The organism is Streptomyces sp. NPDC060205, assembly GCF_042728395.1.
In the GTDB taxonomy this organism is placed as follows: domain Bacteria; phylum Actinomycetota; class Actinomycetes; order Streptomycetales; family Streptomycetaceae; genus Streptomyces.
This window is the reverse complement of the sequence record NZ_JBHWZP010000217.1, coordinates 1-15,883: the sequence shown is the minus strand read 5'-3', so window position 1 is coordinate 15,883 and position 15,883 is coordinate 1. Positions and strand designations below refer to the sequence as shown.

Sequence of the window (15,883 nt, the reverse complement as noted above, 5' to 3'; positions counted from 1 at the left end):
GCCCCCGAGGGCCCGGTTCGTAACCGGGGGGGGGGCCGGCCCACCCCGCCCGGGCGGCCGTCGTCCCCCCCCCCACGGGGCACGACGGCCGCTCCAGGGGGACTGTCAGACCCTGGGCCTAGGGTGTGCGGATGACGACGGGGACGACGACGTACGCGGCGCTGCTGCGCGGGATCAACGTGGGCGGCAGCCGGAAGGTGCCGATGGCCGAGCTGCGCACCCTCCTGGAAGGGCTGGGGCACGGCGGCGTGGGCACGTATCTGCAGAGCGGCAATGCCGTGTTCACCAGCGACCACGGCGACGAGGACTCCCTCGCCGAGGAGCTGGCGGGAGCCCTCGCCGACCACTTCGGTTTCACTGTCGACGTGCTGGTGCGCGACCACGCGTATCTGCGGGCCGTCCTCGACGCCTGCCCGTTCCCGGCCGCCGAACTGGAGGCCAAGCAACTGCACGTCACGTACTTCTCGGCGCCGGTCGACGCCGAACGCTTCGCGTCGGTCGACGAGAAGACCTTCCTGCCCGAGGAGTTCCGCCTCGGCGACCGCGTCCTGTATCTGTACGCCCCCGACGGCCTCGGCCGCTCCAAGCTGGCGGAGAGCCTGGCGAGGCCCCGGGTGACGAAGGGCGTCGTCGCCACCACACGCAACTGGAACACGGTCGTCAAACTCGTGGAGCTGACCGGTGAGTGAGCCCCGGCGCGACGAGAGCCCGGCAGCGGCCGTCGAGGCGGCCGTCGCGGGCGAACTGCGCCTCCTGGACCCCGAGGTCCGCCGTTCGCCCGAACTGGCCGACGCGCTGCTGCACCCCGACTTCCACGAGTTCGGCGCCTCCGGCCGGCACTGGGACCGGGCCGCGATCATCGACATGCTCACCACGGAGACGGAGACGGAGGCAGAGACGGCCCCTGTGTCCGTCTCCAGGATGAGAGGCGTCCAGCTCTCGGCGGACGTCGTCCACCTCACCTTCGACACGGAGGACGACGGCCGCCGCGTACACCGGAGTTCGCTGTGGAGGCGGGCGGACGGCCGATGGCTCCTGTACTTCCACCAGGGCACGCCGTTCACGGTGTGACAGGCTCGGCCCATGCGCTACATCATCATCGGAGCAGGGGCCGTGGGCGGGGCCGTCGGCGGACGCCTCGCCGAGTCGGGACACGACGTGGTGCTCGTCGCGCGCGGCGCGCACCACGACGCGCTGCGCGAGCGCGGACTGCGGCTCGTGACACCCGACGGGACCCGCACCCACCGGCTGCCCACGGTCGACGGTCCGTCGGCCCTCGGCGAACTGCGTCCCACGGACGTCCTCGTGCTCGCCGTCAAGACGCAGGACAGCGTGGCGGCGCTGGAGGAATGGGGACCCGTCCCCGTGGCGGGCGGCGGTACGGCGGCCGAACGGCTGCCGCTGCTGTGCGCCCAGAACGGCGTGGAGAGCCAGCGGCTCGCACTGCGCCGCTTCCACCGGGTGTACGGGGTGTGCGTGTGGCTGCCCGCCACCTTCGTCGAGCCGGGCGTGGTGTCCGCGGCCGGTGCGCCCCTCACCGGCATCCTGCACCTGGGCCGCTTCCCGCACGGCACGGACGACACCGCGCGGGCCGTCGCCGCCGACCTGTCCGCGTCCCGCTTCGAGGCGCCGGTGGTGCCCGATGTGACGCGCTGGCAGTACGCCAAGCTGCTCGCCAACCTCGCCAACGCCACCGAGGCCGTCAGCGGGGTCGTCGACAGTGCGGAGGCCCGTGCGCTGCGGGGGCGGGTACGCGCCGAGGGCGAGGCGGTCCTCGCCGCCGCGGGCATCGCGTACGCCTCGCAGGAGGAGCAGAAGGAGGCCCGCGCCGACAAGATGCGCCTCGTACCGCTCGACGACGCACCGGTACGCGGCGGCGGCTCGTCCTGGCAGTCGCTGAGCCGGGGCACGGGCACGATCGAGGCGGACTACCTGAACGGTGAGATCGCCCTGCTGGGGCGGCTGCACGGGGTTCCGACGCCCCTCAACGACCTGCTGCGACGCCTCGCGAACGAGTTCGCGCGGCAGCGGCGGGCGGCGGGTTCGATGCCGGTGGCCGAGCTGGTCCGGCTGGCCGACGCGGCCCTCTCGTCGGCGCTCCCGATCTCCGGTGCCGCAACTCCGTGACACACGGCCCCTTGTATCCCTAGGGTGATGGGGCGATTACGGGGTGGGGGGGCCTGAATGGTCGGAAGACAGTTGCCGTCGCTGCCGAAGATGCGCAAGGACGCGGTGACGCGGCGGTTGTGCGCGTCGGTGCATCTCGACGCGTCCTTCGCGCACGAGGCGGACCACCGGCTCACCGGGGACGGCCTGAACGCCATGGGCCCGGCGCTCGGCATCAACCTCGTCGCGCTCGCCCGGCACGCGCGCGTCGCCGTCAGGGCCCGCGCCGCGCTCGACCGTCAGCTCGCCTGGCTGTTCGCGGCCGGCTGGGCCGCGCTGCTCGCCGGACTGGTCGCCCTGGTCAAGGGCCACGGACCGATCGCGATGATCGCCGTGTACGGGCCGGTGGCCGTCCTGGCCGCCGCCTGGTGGCTCGTCCACCACGACCAGGCGCGCGCCCGGGCCGCGGCCCAGGAGGTCTACCGCAGCCAGGACAAGGCCGAGAACCTCGCCCCGGCCGTCGAACAGGAGGCGGAGGCGCGGCTGCACGACCTCAAGCGGGCCAACGTGATCCCGTACACCGACTCCGCGGAGCGCACCAACCCGTTCGTCGGCAGCGGCGACAAGATCAAGGAAACGCTCTGGCAGCCGATCGACGTCAGCAGGCCCGCGGACTCGCCCACCGGCGGCAAGCTCACCGTCCGCCCCTTCGACGCCGTCGACCTGCACACCTACGTGGCCCGGGAGATGGAGGGAGTCTCCGGCCTCGACGGACTGCGCGCCAGGAACCGCCTGTACGTGCTCGGCAGCAACGCCCTCCACCTGCCCGACCTGCTGCCCGACCGCACCCGCCACCCACGCGCGCAGATCCCCCGGCAGCTCGTCCAGGCGGGCCTGCAGAGCCCCGGCGCCGGCATGCGCACGTACCTCTGCCTCGAACGGGTCGGCGAGGGCGGCCGGACCATCGTCTCCATGTATCTGCGGGCGCGACTGCACCGGCCGAGCCTCACCTGGGAGGTCGCCGCGTACGCGATCCCGCCGCTGCACGGCCGCTTCCACCGGGTGGACCACCTGCCCGTCGCCCGCGCCGAGAGCTGGTGGAGCCTCGTCTCGTACGCCACCACGCACGTCTGGCCCGAACTGCGCGGAGCCTCCCGGCGGCTGCGCGCCCGGCGCCGGTTCCACCGCGAGGCGGAGCGCGCGCTGGCCAGGACCCGCCGCGAGATCAAGGAACGCCATCTGGTCTACGACTACGGGGCGTTCGACAGTCTGCGCGAGAGCCTCGGTGACTGGGACGCGGCCGGTTACTCGGAGAAGACCGACGCGCAGGACTTCCTGTTCCGGCTTCAGCAGGGCGTCCTGGTCGCGACCGAGCGCTTCCTCCAGGACCACAACGTCGACACCGGCTCGTTCGACAAGGCACAGCAGATCATCAGCACCCAGACCTACAACATCTCCGGGGACATCAACGGCCCCAGCAACATCGGCAACCAGGGCCAGATCACCATGGCGGGCGGCCAGCCGCAGCAGGGGCAGGGCGGCCATCCGGGCGCGGGCCAGGCCGGCGGACCGTGACCCGCCCCCGCCCCCTCGGCGAGCCCGTCCTCGACGAACCCGCGCGTCCGGCGAACAGCACCCCGATCAGGAGCAAGGCATGAGCACCTTCAACTTCCACGGCAACATCAACGGCCCCTCCAACTTCGGCGACCACGGCCGTATCGAGGTCAACAACGGGACGGACGCGGCCCAGTCGCTGCGTCTGGCCGCCGAACTCGTGGAGCGGCTGCGCACCGAGAACCCGCCCCTCGTCGCCCAGGCGGAGGTCGTACGGGGCGAGTTGGCGCGGGCCGAGCAGGAGGGCGCTGCCCCGGACCGCGGGCGGGTCCGCTCGGCCCTGGACACGATCTCCGTGGGCGTCGCGGCCGGCAGCGGAGGCCTCGCGCTCGCCCAGGAGCTGAGCCGGGTCCTCGGCCTGTGAACCCGGCTCACCCCCTCACCCGTGGCCCGGGGCAGCCCTCTCACCCGTGATCCGGGGCGCTCACTTCGCCCGTACGACCGCGCGGGTCCCGTCGCCCAGGTCCAGTTCCAGGCCCGCGCGCAGCGGTACCGTCTGGCCGGGGCCGATCTGCTGGGACGTACCGTCCGAGCGCGTGCCCGCCCAGGTCCTGCTGCTGCGGTTCGCGATGCCGAAGCGCCCCGGCTTCGAGGGGTGTTCCACCAGTTCGGCCACCAGGCTCGCGTCCGAGTAGTCGTGCCGGGCCGGCTCCGCCTGCAGATGGTGGGCCTGCACCCGGGCCGCGCGCGGCAGCCGGATGTGGCGCTCGGTGCGCGGCGGGGGAGTGGTCACCGTCAGACGCGGCGGCAGCACCAGCAGCGCCCCGCAGCCCCAGCACGGACGGGACGTCGCAGGCTGGGGCTCGCCCGGCTCCGTCATGTTCTGCCGCCCGCAGGACGCGCACTCCACCACCGCGTCCCGCACCGCCCGCAGCGCGTCGCGCCATTCGGACTCCCGCACCCGGACCGCCGGATCGTGCAGCCCGGCCGTGAAGCTGCGCCGGAACAGCTCCTGGAGGGCGCCCGCGGAGGCGTCCCAGGTGGCCAGCACGGTCGCGTGCTCCATCGGGTCGGGCTCGTTCGAGTCGTCCGCCGGATCGAAGACGAACAGCGGGTTCTTCCCGTAGAGCTTCCGCTCGGCGGCCTCGTCCAGGCAGTGGATCGCCAACTCCCGCCTGCCCTTCAGCGGGTGATGGTTCATCAGGAACATGAACAGCAGCACGGCCAGCGAGTGCAGATCGGACTGCGTACCGGGACGGGCGCCCGGCTCGGCGCGCACCAGCTCGGGCGCCATGAACTCCATCGTCCCGGAGATCCCGCTCGCGTCGCCCTCCACCACCGCGTTGTCGTTGTCGCAGACGAGGATGTCACCGGTGTCCGGGTCGAAGAAGACGTTGCCCCAGGAGATGTCCCGGTAGGCGATGCCGCGCGAGTGCAGCGCCTGGTACGCCTCGACGGTGTAGAGACACGCGGTGAGCAACGCCCTTGTGCTGGTGCGCAGTTGGCGGCGGAACAGCGCGGGCAGGCCCTTGAAGCGGTCGGGCCGCAGCCCCATCAGATACCCGAACGAGCCGTGGTGCCAGGGCACGTACGCCTCGGGCCACAGGAAGCGGTCGTCGTCGAAGTCGCGGGACACCAGTTCCCGTACGATCCCCTCCTGCTCGGGGGTCGCGCAGGTCGGGTAGTACCACTTGAGGGCCTTCTCGCCGGCGGACGTCTTCACCCGGTAGACCTCGCCCTGGCCGCCCGCCCCCAGCATGTCGACGACCTGGACCTCCTCACCGGTCTCCACGGTCAGGCGGGTGCCGCTGTCGAGCATGCCGGTCATCTAGCTCTCCTTCTTCGGTTCGGGTTCCGGGTCGGGCCCGGTGCCGGGCTTCGGCTGCGGGCGGGCCGCGTACGAGTGCAGGAGCGCCGCGGCCAGGGTCGTGTCGTCGCCGGAGTACCGGGAGGCGTGCCGCAGCCAGTCGGGCAGCGCGTCCCGCACCCCCTCGAAGCCCTCCGTCGCGAGCCGCTCGTCCATGCCACCGACGAACTCCGTGAAGCCGTCCCCCGACGCGAAACTCTTCGACAGACCGTCCGTGGACAGCACCACCAGCCGCGGGATCCGCGCCTCCTCGAACACGGGCGCCCAGTGCGTCCGCACCGAACGCCACGCCTGCGGCCCGCACAGCGACTCGGTCTCGTCGCCCAGGTCGTCCTCGACCGGGGCCAGCGGCCGGTCCACCGAGCCGTCGTGCCCCACCACCGCCAGATCGCCGTCGCCGATCTGCCAGGCCGTCAGGAGCCACGGCGTCACGACGGCGCCGATCAGCGTGGTCCCGTACAGCGTCAGTTTCTCGTCCGTGCCGGGCTCGGGCAGGCCGAGGTCGGCCACCGGGCGGTGCCGCGACCAGTGCCCGAGGGCCGCCTCGCGCCAGGACTGGACGAGGGCGCGCGGCATGTCGTTGCGGGCGTAGTTCATCAGCCGGGCGAGCCCGCCCGGTTCGTGGCCGGCGTCGGCCGCGCGGCCGAACTCCGTCGCGAGCGCGACGAACCGGTCCACGGCGAACCGCGCCCCGAGCGCGCTGCGCGCGTGCGCGGCCGAGCCGTGGCCGTCCGCCACCGCGAGGACGAGGGGATCGGCCGAGGAACCGGTCCCGGAGAACGCGTACCAGTCCTGGTTCTGCCGTTTCCCGGTCCCCTGGACGCTTTCGGCGAGGGTGGCCCAGCGCCGTACGAGTGCCGTCACCACACGTCGTCGTCATCGTCGTCGTCGAGGACCGGCGGCGCGAACGGCTGCTTCGCCAGCGGGTCCCCCGAACCGGCGACCGGCTGCGAGGCCGCCTTGACCGCCGCCGTCGAGGCCCAGCGGATCGCCGCCGCGAGCTGCTTGGGACTGTTGGCGTCCAGCGGCTGCAGCTCCGGATTGGCCAGGAACTCCTGGAGCACGGACCGGTCGGCGTCGTGGCCGATGGCGATCGCGACCCGGACGGCCTTGCGCCCCCAGGGTGTCGCGTCGACCGCCTTGAGACCCGCCTTCCAGTCGTCGGTCGGCACACCGTCCGAGACCAGCGCGAGGACCGGCTTCAGGGCCCGCTGCGGCATCGGCGGGCTCTGCAGCTCGCGCGAGACCAGGTGCAGCGCCTCGCCCAGGTTCGTCATGCCGTCCACCTCGACGTCCTGCCAGGTGAAGTCGTCGACGGGGACGGGCGTCTGGTGGTGCCACGTGGCCGTCGTGGAGAACGTGACCGTACGCAGCAGCAGTTGGGCCGCCGGGTTGTCGTGGGCCACCGAGCGCATCTCCGGGACGGCCTCCCGGATCGCGTAGTTGAGCCGGGCGATCTTCTCGCCCTGCATCGAGTACGAGCAGTCGAGCAGCCAGATGAAGTGGACCGGACGGTTCGCCATGGGCCCGCCGGGGATGTCACTCACCGCGTGTCCTTCCGTGAGGTGTGGATGGGTCGGTTCCGTATTCGGGTCTCGTATGCGGGCAGGCGCGCGTCGGTCAGCGCACCGCGTACAGGACGCCCGCGACCAGGAGCGCGCTCGTCAGGACCAGGGCGGTGACGAACAGGCCGAGGGCCGTGCGGCGCCCCCACCTGATGTGCCGCGTCACGGTACTCATGCGGTCTCCGGGCTCATGCGGTCTCCGGACTCATGCGGTCTCCAGTTTCTTCTCCTTCGGGTCCTTCGGGCCGGCCGCCGGGTCGGGGCCGACCAGCCGACCCGTGCGCAGGCCCGACGCGGCCAGCAGCCACAGCACGGGCTCGGCGGCCCGCCGCTGCTCGCTGTCCAGCGAGCCCGCGCCGGTGGCCGCGTGGGCACTGACGGCCCAGTAGCGGTCGGACTTGAAATCGTGGCTGAGGGCGCGGACCAGCCCGCCGAGGCCGATCTCGGTGAGCCAGGTGTCGATCCGGGCCCCGGCCACCGGCAGGGAGTCGAGCTGGTCGAGGACGTCCCGCTTGGTGACGACCGTCGCCACGGACAGTCTGCCGCGCCGCCCGGTGAGCGCCGACAGCTCGCCCGCCAGCCGCTGGTACGTCTCCCAGGGGCCCTGCGGCGAGGGCCGTGCGGCGGTGGCCCGGTCGGCGTCGGTGCCGCTCAGCTTCGTCCGTACCGTCGGCTCGGCGAGCACGTCCGCGACCAGGACGACACCGTCGGTGTGCGCGAGGTAGTGCTGGGCGCGCACCCGCTCGGCGTCCTCAAGGGACTCGCCCATCGGGTCGTACAGGTAGAGCAGCCGGCGGCGGCGCCCGAGTGTGACGGTCAGCATGAAGGCGCGGGGCTGCCCGCCCGTCGTGGCGTGCGCCCAAGTGCCCTGCGTCAGCTCCTGGTTGAGGGTGTTCGCGGTCTGCCGGTCGTCCGTCGATGCGTACTCGACCCGCAGGTCGCTCCGCCGCGACCACGCGTGCAGGCCCTCGACCATGGCGGCCATCAGCATCGTCTTGCCCGACGAGGTGCCGCCGACCAGCGGCGCGTGCACGACCCGCGTGGTGCCCACCGCGTCCGGCAGCACCTGGTCGCAGTGCGGGCACAGGGCGGTCAGCCGGCCGCGGCCGGCCAGCCGGCTCGCTCCGAGCCGCTGCCCGCAGGAGCACATGTGCCGCAGTGCCCCGTACCGTCCGGGACGCAGCCGGGCATGCGCCTTGCGGCAGCCGGGGCAGCGGTGCACCGCGAGCGGCACCGGCCGGTAGCAGCCCGGATAGGGGCACTTGACGCGGATCCCCAGAGCCGTGGCCCAGCCCCGGTCCACGCCCCGCAGGATTAGCGCCGTCCCGGCCGCGCCCAGCCACACGAGGCCGAGCAGCAGGGCGAAGACCGTCAGCGCGAGCGCGAGGAACACGGTCGTGAGCGTGGCGCCCACGAGGGCGCCGAGGAACGTGCCGGGCGCGACGAGCCACATCCCCAGCTGCTTGAACGAGTTGCGCTCGGGCAGCCCGTTGGAACGGATGCCGCGGAACAGCCTCGCGGTGGTGTGCTGGGTCCACTGCCCGGTGAACCGCAGCCAGACCACCCGGATGCCGAAGCCGCCCGCGGTGGCCGCGTCCACCCACATCTGCCGCCACCAGTAGGCGAGTTCGGCCGGCTCACCGCCGCCTCCACTGCCGCCGACGGCCGGGATACGGGTGTCGGGCAGGCCCTCCTGCCGGGGGCCCAGGGCGGAGCACACCGCCCGCACGCCCAGGGCGAGGAGCTGCCACAGGGCGTGCCCGAAGCAGACGGCGGCCGCGACCAGCGCGAGGAAACCGAGGATGTACTGCGCGACGACGTTCACCGGTACTCCCGGCCGTCGCCCGGAGGGGGTGCCACGTCCCCGTACCGCGGGGCCGGACCGCTGTCCCGGCCACCGTCCCGACCGCTGTCCCGGCCGCCGTCCTTGGCGCGTCCGCGGCCGGTGAACCGGCCCGCGAGGCGGCCGAGCGTGCCGGGCCGGTTCCACGCCCGGAAGGCGTCGAGCTTGCCGCGGCCCGCCCGGTCCAGGCTCGACTCCACCTGCGCCAGATCCTCGGCGGGCAGCGCCCGCACGATGGGCCGCAGCACCTTGGCCAGCAGCGCGGAACAGGTCTCGTCCCACGCCGGGTGCGCGCCCGCGTGCGAACTCCAGTCGCAGAAACAGTCGGCGACATAGCCGGGTACGGTACGCAGCCGGTCGCCCACCCGGTTCGACTGCGCCCTCCGTTCGTACGCGGCCAGCAGCGCCGCGTCACCGGAGAGCGCCAGCGCGTACAGCTCGCCGGGCGGTGCCGAGCCGCGCAGCAGACGGCGCGCGAGGGCGCGGTGGACCCGTTCGAGGACCGGCGCGGGCACGGGGCGCGCGTTCGCGCCGAGCGCCGCCGCGCGCTGCACCCAGTCCAGTCCCTCGCCCTCGGTGCCGAGCAGTCCCGCGAACTCCAGCAGCAGCAGTGCCGCGCGCTGTTCCGGTGCCAGTTCCGTGGTGAAGCAGCGCAGCAGGTCGACGGCGAGCGCGGGGATGTCGCGGTCGTCGGCAGGCGCCGCGAGCGCGGCGTCGATCAGCAGGTCCCTGGTGCCGGCGGCGCGGTGCAGGTCGGAGCCGAGTTCGTTGAGCAGCAGGCTCGCCTCCTGCCCCGTGGGCAGCTCGCCGGGCCACACCAGCTCGACCGCGGTCCGCAGGACGGCCGGTTCGGTGTGCAACGACACCGCGGCGGTACGCACCACGCCGTGGAACGCGGTCATCCGGTCGCCCACGCCGGTGGGCAGGGCGTTCGACGCGCACATCCGCAGATGCGGGAACCCCGGGTGATCCCGTACGGGTAGATCCGCGACGGCCAGCATCCGCGCGGCGGACACCGGCCGGTCTGCGGAGATCGCGTCGAGCGCGCCGAAGAGGGCGATCCGCAGGGTCGGGTGCGCGGCGACGGCGTCGCGCAGCCCGGCAAGCTCCCCGGCCCCGACGGGGCTGCCGGCCCCACCGGGCCACGCCGCTCCGCCGGGACCACTGGGCCTGCCGGGGCCGTCGGGTCCGCCGGGGCCGCCAGGGTCGCCGGGGCCGCCAGGGTCGCCGGGTCCGCCGGCGCTGCTGGGCCAGCCAGGTCCGCCCGGGCCGCCGGGGTCGCCAGGTCCGCCCGCGCTGCTGGGCCAGCGGGGTCCGCCTGGGTGGTTGGGGCGGCTGGCCGACGCCGGTCCGCCAGGTCCGCCCGGGCCGCCGGGACCGCCAGGTCCGCCGTCGCTGCTGGGCCGGCCGGTTGACGCCGCGCCCCCGGGGCCGCTGGGCCCGCCGGGATGCGCCGGACCGGCGAGACCAGCGGCGTCGGCCGGACCGCCGGGGCCGGTCGTGCCGGCGGCGGTGTCGTGGCCGGTGCCGGGGGCGATGCCGGTGTCGCTGAGCGCCCGGGCCCCGTGCCCGGCTCCGAGCTGGGTGGGGCCCGTGCGGGTGCTCCACCAGGGGACCGCCCCGTCGCGGCCGGCGGTCGCCGCCGGGGTACGCCGCCCCGGGTGCCCGCTGTCCGTACCGGGTTCCCGGCCCGCGGCCGAGGGGTGCACCCGCGCCTCGGGGAGGTCCATGAGGGCCTGGGCCAGCCGGGCCGCGAGGTCCGGGAGGAGGTCGGTGCAGTCGACCTCCAGCAGATCGGCGACGCGCAGCAGACCCAGCGGGCGCCCGGCCGGCGGCTGCGCCGGGTCGGCGACGCCCGAGCGGATCGCGTACCCCAGCTCCACCCCGAGCCGCGTCCGTGCCTCGGGGGTGAACGAGGCACCGTGGACGACGGGGACGGGCCCGTCGCCGCGTACCGCCGCCGTCAGGACCTGCGCGGCGAGCGGCGCGGAGACGAAGGCGGGCACCTGCCCGTCGAGGCGTTCGAACAGCGAGGTCAGCCCCGCGACGAAGTCACCCGTGGGGTGCGCCTCGGCCGCCGTCCGCGTACCGTCCGGCGGCCGTACCTCGCACAACGCCGTGACGAACTCGGCCAGTTCGTCCTCGGGCAGGCTGCCCGCACGGTCGCGGACCCAGTGCGTGGCCGCCGTGAGCGCGGCCGGGGGCAGCGGGACGCGAGCCGTGAGCGCCGCCGCGGCCAGCGAGCCGAGGTCCGGCCCGTGCCGCCGGAACAGATCGGGCCTGCCCGCCCGCCACACCCGGGCGCACACCTCCGCCCAGGGGTCCGCCCCGGCCCCGGCGGACGTGCCGGGAGCGGCGGGCACGGGCGGCCGGGTGCAGTCGTGGACCCGGTGCCGATGGCCGTACGCCACGCTCTCGGACGACGGCAGGACGCCGATGATCTGCTGCCTGGCCTGCACGGGCCGCCGCGTGTACGTCGTGAAGGTCAACCGGTGCGCCTGCTCGCGCGGCAGCACCGCGCAGGCGAGCGCGATCCACTGGGCCACGGCGGCGCTGTCCCGCTCCACGAGCACGACCTGCCCGGCCCCCGGGTCGTCCGCGACCGCCCGGACGTCCGCGAGGACCGCCGCGAGCCGGTCGGCGCGGGACACCGCGAAGGCCACCAGCGCCTCGTGCTGCATGAGCCCCGACGGCTCGAAGCGGTCGATCGGCTCGGGCCTGCCGCCGTCCGGTGTCACCCGCGCCCAACGCCGGGACTCCCAGGCCGCGATGGGCAGCGCGCCGTCCGGCAGCCGCCCCCCTGCGGGCAGATGGAGGGCGTGGGCGTGGAAGTTGCCCCACCGGCCGCTGTAGTCGACGCCCGTGTACACGGAACGGCTCAGCAGCCGCCCGCCGTCGGACAGTTCGCTGAAGCTGAACGCGGTGGGGAAGTCGCCGAGTTCGCCGGCGTCGGGCCGTGCGGGGGAGTCCCGCGGCGGCTCGTACCCGATGAGCTGCTCCGCCTCCCTGAGCACGCCCTGCGGCACGTCCTCGCTGACCGCCGTGAAGCGGAAGCCGGACCCGTCGGGCCCCGGCGGCGCGGAGGTGTAGTGGAGCTGGGAGAGCGTCACCTGGACTGTCCTTTCCGTGCGTTGGTCACCGGCAGCAGCCCGCGCCGGGCCAGCAGCCACAGCAGGGGATCCTCCACGCGCAACGGCTGCGGCCCCGACTTCGGTACGTCCGCGGGGGCGTCGGCGGGCGGCGGCGCACCCAGCGCCGAGAGACCGAACAGCGACAACTCCGCGAAGTCGCGCTCCAGTTGCCGGTACAGCGCTCCCGAGTCCCAGTCGGCGAGCTGGGAGCGCAGTTCCTCGTGGACCGCGAGCCGGTCGTCCTCGTCGAGCGTCCCGCCCTCGTGGGTGGCGCTGTTCAGCAGCGGCGAGTGCGGGTCGAGCAGCGGCTTCAGCATGTCCGTCTTCGTCACGGCCACCGCTATCGGTGTGCTGACCCGGCCGCGCGAGCCGCCCCGGCCGTGCGCCCGCAACTGGGTCGCGAGATCCGCCGCGATCTGCTGCGGCGGGGTCTCCACGGCGGGCAGCGGCGGCCCGTCGCCGAGCGGCAACCGGTCGCGCACGGAACCGAGTTGCAGCGGGTCCACGAGCAGGATGATGCCGTCGGCCGCGCTGAGGTAGCGGGTGTAGCGGTCCACGGCGTCGGCGCCCGCGAGGTCCTCGCCCGCCGCGTCGAAGAACACGAGGGTCGTGTGCCGGCTGCCCGTGCCGAGCCGTCCGCGCCGGGGCAGGCTCAGCCGGTAGAGCAGCGGATCGTTGAAGCCCAGCGCGGCGGGCCGGGTCGCGTCCGGCAGCCGCAGCCGCTCGTACAGGTCCTGGGCCATCTCCTTGTCGCGCTGCTGCGTGCCCTGGCCCATCGCGGCCAGCGAGGCGTCGAAGGCCTGGCCGACCCGCCGGTTCAACTCGTTGACCAGCACGGCGACGTACGTGCTCTTGCCGGAGGCCTTCGCGCCGACCAGGGCGATGATCCGGCTGTCCTGCTCGCAGTAGTCGCTGGGCAGATCGCTGTGGCAGGAGCCGCACACCCGAACCGTCGTGGTCACGCCACAGCCCGGGCAGACGGCGGGACCCGCGTTCGCGGCGGGCCGCAGCCTGGACACCGGTGAGCGCGGCCGGGTGAAGACCGGGCCGCGCATCCGCGCCGACGGCGGGATGCTCGGGCCCATGAACTCGGCCCACACGTCGTCGCGTTCGGGCCCGCACGGCTGCGAGCCGCGCACCCCGCCCGGGATCATCAGACAGCGGTAGGGCAGCCCGGCGGCCGACGAACGGGCGAAGCAGTAGGGGCAGATGACGGTCGTCATGGGTTCAGCGCACCACCAGGGTCGCGGGGGACGGTTCTTCGAGTCGTACGGACGTGGCGTGCGCGCCGAGCAGGAACCCGCGCAGGGTGTACGGAGCCGGGCAGGGTTCGGTGGTCAACTCATGCTCGACCGTGCGCAGTTCGAGGAGCTCGGCACCGGCGATCCGGAACACGGTCGTGCCGTCGGCGGGCCCGCGCGGCCGCAGCGTGCCACTGCGCGCCACACAGACGAACTCCGGCAGCTGCGCGGGCGATGCGGGCAGAGCCTCCTCGGCGTGTGGGGCGGGAGGAGAGTCCGGGGAGGAGCCGGGGGAGGGGTCCGGAGCGGAGAGGGTGACGCGGATCAGGGGCTTGCCACGCCGCAGCATCCGGCGCGGCGCGGGCACCAGCCGGTACGCGACCGACGTGTCCGGCGGAAGAACCGTCTCGGCGGCCGACGGCAGCGCGACCACGGACCCCGAGGCGCGCGGCGCGGGCACGGCCCTGACCCGGACACCGCCCCGGCCCACCGGCAGCCGCAGGCCCTGGCGCCGGTACTGGTGCGCGGCGACGGCCTGTTGACCCGTACGCCCGCCGTCCTCCGTCCAGCTGACGGTCAGCAGGCCGGTGCCGTCGGGCCAGTCCAGGACCACCTGCACCTGACCGTCCGTCTGACGCCGCGCGCTCAGCCCGGTCACGGCGACGGGCGCCTCCACGGTCACGGTCGGCCCGGCCACGGCACGTTCCCCGAGCACGGCGACGGCCGCGACCTCGGCGTGGGTGCCGGGCGGTGGGCACAGCACCGGTTCGCCGTCGTGCGGGCGGGGCCACGGGAGCGGCTCGGGCAGCTCGGCGGTGGCCAACTCGGCGCCGGGCGGCGGTGTTTCACCGGGCCAGCACACGAGCCGTACGTCCGCGCCCTCCTCGCGCACGCCGTCCTGGGCGCCCCCGCCGCCGCCCGTCCAGGCGAACCGGATCGCCTCACCTTCGGCCGTGGCCGTGAGCGTCCGTACGGGATCGGGCCAGCGGTGTGCGGTGCGGGTCGCCCCGACACCCGGGGACGCGACGGTCTGCCCCTCGGGCGTGCGGTAGTGGCAGACGACCCGGAAGCGGTGCGGGCCCGGCGGCAGCCCGGTGGCCGCGAACCGCTCCCTGTCGCAGCCGAGCGACCCGGTCGGGCCGTCGGGACCGGTGTGCTCGACCGTCACCTCCGTGGCGCCGGGCGGTGTCCGCCAGGTGCCGTCGATCCGCTCCCGGCCGTCCGTCAGCGCGAGACCGCTCACCTCGGGAGTGAGGGACAGCTCGCGCGCGACGAGGGGTACGCCGTCCACGCGGCCCTCGCGCAGGGGGAGCGCCACGTAACGCACCATGCTCCCGAGCGGCAGCGCGCGGTCCTCCGTGCCGCACACGCCGCCCGGGCCGGTCGCACCTGCGGGCACCTGGCGGACCTCGCGTACCTCGGTGCTGCCGCGCCCGGTGCGCCGGAGCCGCAGGATGCGCCAGGCGACGCCGGGCTCTGCCGCGTCCCAGGCCAGCGCCGCCGACTCCGGGCGCAGCGCGCACCGCAGCCGCTCCGCGCGGTCGCCGGGGCGGGGCCGGTGGATGCGTACGAGGCTGAACAGGGCCTTGCGGTCGTCCGCGGCGAGACGCAGGGTACGCAGATACTCCTCCGTCGCGGCCTCGGTGTCGCCCGCCCGCTCGGCGGCACGGGCCGCGTCCAGCGCGGCGTCCGCGTGGCCCAGCCGCCGGGTGAGGGTCGTGCGGAGCGCGTCGAGCGACGGGTCGCGGCCGGTCGGCGGCAGCCGCTCCAGGAGTTTGCGCACGCGACGCAGACGGTGTTCGGCCCACGCGTCGGCCAGTGACTCGGCGGCGGCCCGCTGCGCCTTGTCCAGGACGGGGCGGATGCGGGCGGCGGCGGTCAGGCCCGCGGCTTCGTCCGGGTGGACACCCAACGCCATCGCGGTGTCCGGGTGTTGGCCGCGCGGGTGGTCCTGGAGGAGGCCGATCAGTTGGTACAGCAGGACTCTGCGCAGGGCTTGCGGGTCGTCGCGGTGGAGGTCGGCGAGGGCGGCTGCGAGGGTGGCCTTCGGGCCTGTGCCGCGGGCCAGGTCGGCCAACAGGGCGTCATTGACGTGGCGTTGGCCGCGGGTGCCCAGGGGGACGAACACGCCGTCCAGGACGCGCAGGGTCGTGCCGGGGGCGAGGAGTTCGCCGATGTGGCGCAGGCCTGCGGTGTGTTGGGTGGCTTGCAGGTGGGTGTAGCCGGGGGTCAGGGGGGAGAGGGGGAGGGCGGACAGGGCTCGGGGCAGGCCGAGGTGATGTCCGAACTCCAGACCTGCCACTTGTCGCGCTCCCCCGGTCGTGTCTGCGACCGACATCCCATCAGATTTGGGGGGTTAGGGGGAGTGACTTTCGCAATCCGGCGAGGTGGGAGGGGTTGTGTGCGCCGCGTGTGCCTGAAGTAAAGCCCTGAGCCCGCCCCTCCCCATTCCCGTCCACACATGGGGGCTCCGCCCCCTAGCCCCCACTGCGCAGTTCCTGGGCGGCCCCCTGGCGGGCGAGCGCGTCCTCGACCTGTACGCCGGATCGGGCGCCGTCGGCCTGGAGGCGCTCAGC

General features: G+C 74.4%; 13 protein-coding genes. 6 read left to right on the top strand and 7 right to left on the bottom strand.

From position 1 onward, the window contains the following. Window positions 1-131 precede the first annotated feature (131 nt). From ACFWGJ_RS30225 to ACFWGJ_RS30205, 5 genes are all read left to right on the top strand, one after another. Complete coding sequence (locus tag ACFWGJ_RS30225; protein ID WP_387331003.1) at window positions 132-689, top strand: DUF1697 domain-containing protein; 558 nt, start codon at window positions 132-134, stop codon at window positions 687-689. Continuing rightward, window positions 682-1,071 carry a DUF4440 domain-containing protein gene (locus tag ACFWGJ_RS30220; protein WP_387331000.1) on the top strand — a complete coding sequence of 130 codons (390 nt, stop codon included), beginning with the start codon at window positions 682-684 and terminating at the stop codon, window positions 1,069-1,071. The genes ACFWGJ_RS30225 and ACFWGJ_RS30220 overlap by 8 nt, the downstream gene beginning before the upstream one ends. Before the next feature lie 12 nt (window positions 1,072-1,083). Beyond that, window positions 1,084-2,127, top strand: coding sequence for a ketopantoate reductase family protein (locus ACFWGJ_RS30215; RefSeq protein ID WP_387330998.1), 1,044 nt, complete (start codon window positions 1,084-1,086; stop codon window positions 2,125-2,127). A gap of 57 nt (window positions 2,128-2,184) precedes the next feature. After that, the gene (locus tag ACFWGJ_RS30210; protein ID WP_387330995.1) at window positions 2,185-3,681 is read left to right on the top strand and encodes a hypothetical protein; all 1,497 of its coding nucleotides are present in this window, start codon (window positions 2,185-2,187) and stop codon (window positions 3,679-3,681) included. Window positions 3,682-3,760: 79 nt separating this feature from the next. Next, window positions 3,761-4,084, top strand: coding sequence for a hypothetical protein (locus tag ACFWGJ_RS30205; RefSeq protein ID WP_387330993.1), 324 nt, complete (start codon window positions 3,761-3,763; stop codon window positions 4,082-4,084). A gap of 60 nt (window positions 4,085-4,144) precedes the next feature. On the opposite strand, the gene ACFWGJ_RS30200 is transcribed toward ACFWGJ_RS30205, so the two are convergent. The 7 genes from ACFWGJ_RS30200 to ACFWGJ_RS30170 all read right to left on the bottom strand — a co-directional run bounded on the left by ACFWGJ_RS30200 (window position 4,145) and on the right by ACFWGJ_RS30170 (window position 15,609). Then, window positions 4,145-5,488, bottom strand: a complete 1,344-nt coding sequence (locus ACFWGJ_RS30200; RefSeq protein WP_387330990.1) for a protein kinase — start codon at window positions 5,486-5,488, stop codon at window positions 4,145-4,147. Beyond that, complete coding sequence (locus tag ACFWGJ_RS30195) at window positions 5,489-6,394, bottom strand: protein phosphatase 2C domain-containing protein (protein ID WP_387330988.1); 906 nt, start codon at window positions 6,392-6,394, stop codon at window positions 5,489-5,491. Then, window positions 6,388-7,050, bottom strand: coding sequence for a tellurium resistance protein (locus ACFWGJ_RS30190; RefSeq protein ID WP_387331009.1), 663 nt, complete (start codon window positions 7,048-7,050; stop codon window positions 6,388-6,390). The genes ACFWGJ_RS30195 and ACFWGJ_RS30190 overlap by 7 nt, the downstream gene beginning before the upstream one ends. Before the next feature lie 247 nt (window positions 7,051-7,297). After that, on the bottom strand, window positions 7,298-8,917 hold the full coding sequence (locus ACFWGJ_RS30185; protein ID WP_387330985.1) for a hypothetical protein: 1,620 nt from the start codon (window positions 8,915-8,917) through the stop codon (window positions 7,298-7,300). Next, complete coding sequence (locus ACFWGJ_RS30180; RefSeq protein WP_387330983.1) at window positions 8,914-12,045, bottom strand: GTPase-associated protein 1-related protein; 3,132 nt, start codon at window positions 12,043-12,045, stop codon at window positions 8,914-8,916. The genes ACFWGJ_RS30185 and ACFWGJ_RS30180 overlap by 4 nt, the downstream gene beginning before the upstream one ends. Continuing rightward, window positions 12,042-13,289, bottom strand: a complete 1,248-nt coding sequence (locus tag ACFWGJ_RS30175; protein WP_387330980.1) for a hypothetical protein — start codon at window positions 13,287-13,289, stop codon at window positions 12,042-12,044. The genes ACFWGJ_RS30180 and ACFWGJ_RS30175 overlap by 4 nt, the downstream gene beginning before the upstream one ends. Before the next feature lie 4 nt (window positions 13,290-13,293). Continuing rightward, on the bottom strand, window positions 13,294-15,609 hold the full coding sequence (locus tag ACFWGJ_RS30170) for a hypothetical protein (RefSeq protein WP_387330977.1): 2,316 nt from the start codon (window positions 15,607-15,609) through the stop codon (window positions 13,294-13,296). Window positions 15,610-15,736: 127 nt separating this feature from the next. Between ACFWGJ_RS30170 and ACFWGJ_RS30165 the strand changes: the two genes are divergently transcribed. Continuing rightward, window positions 15,737-15,883 (top strand): RsmD family RNA methyltransferase (locus tag ACFWGJ_RS30165; RefSeq protein WP_387331006.1); only part of this gene is annotated, 147 nt, incomplete at its 3' end.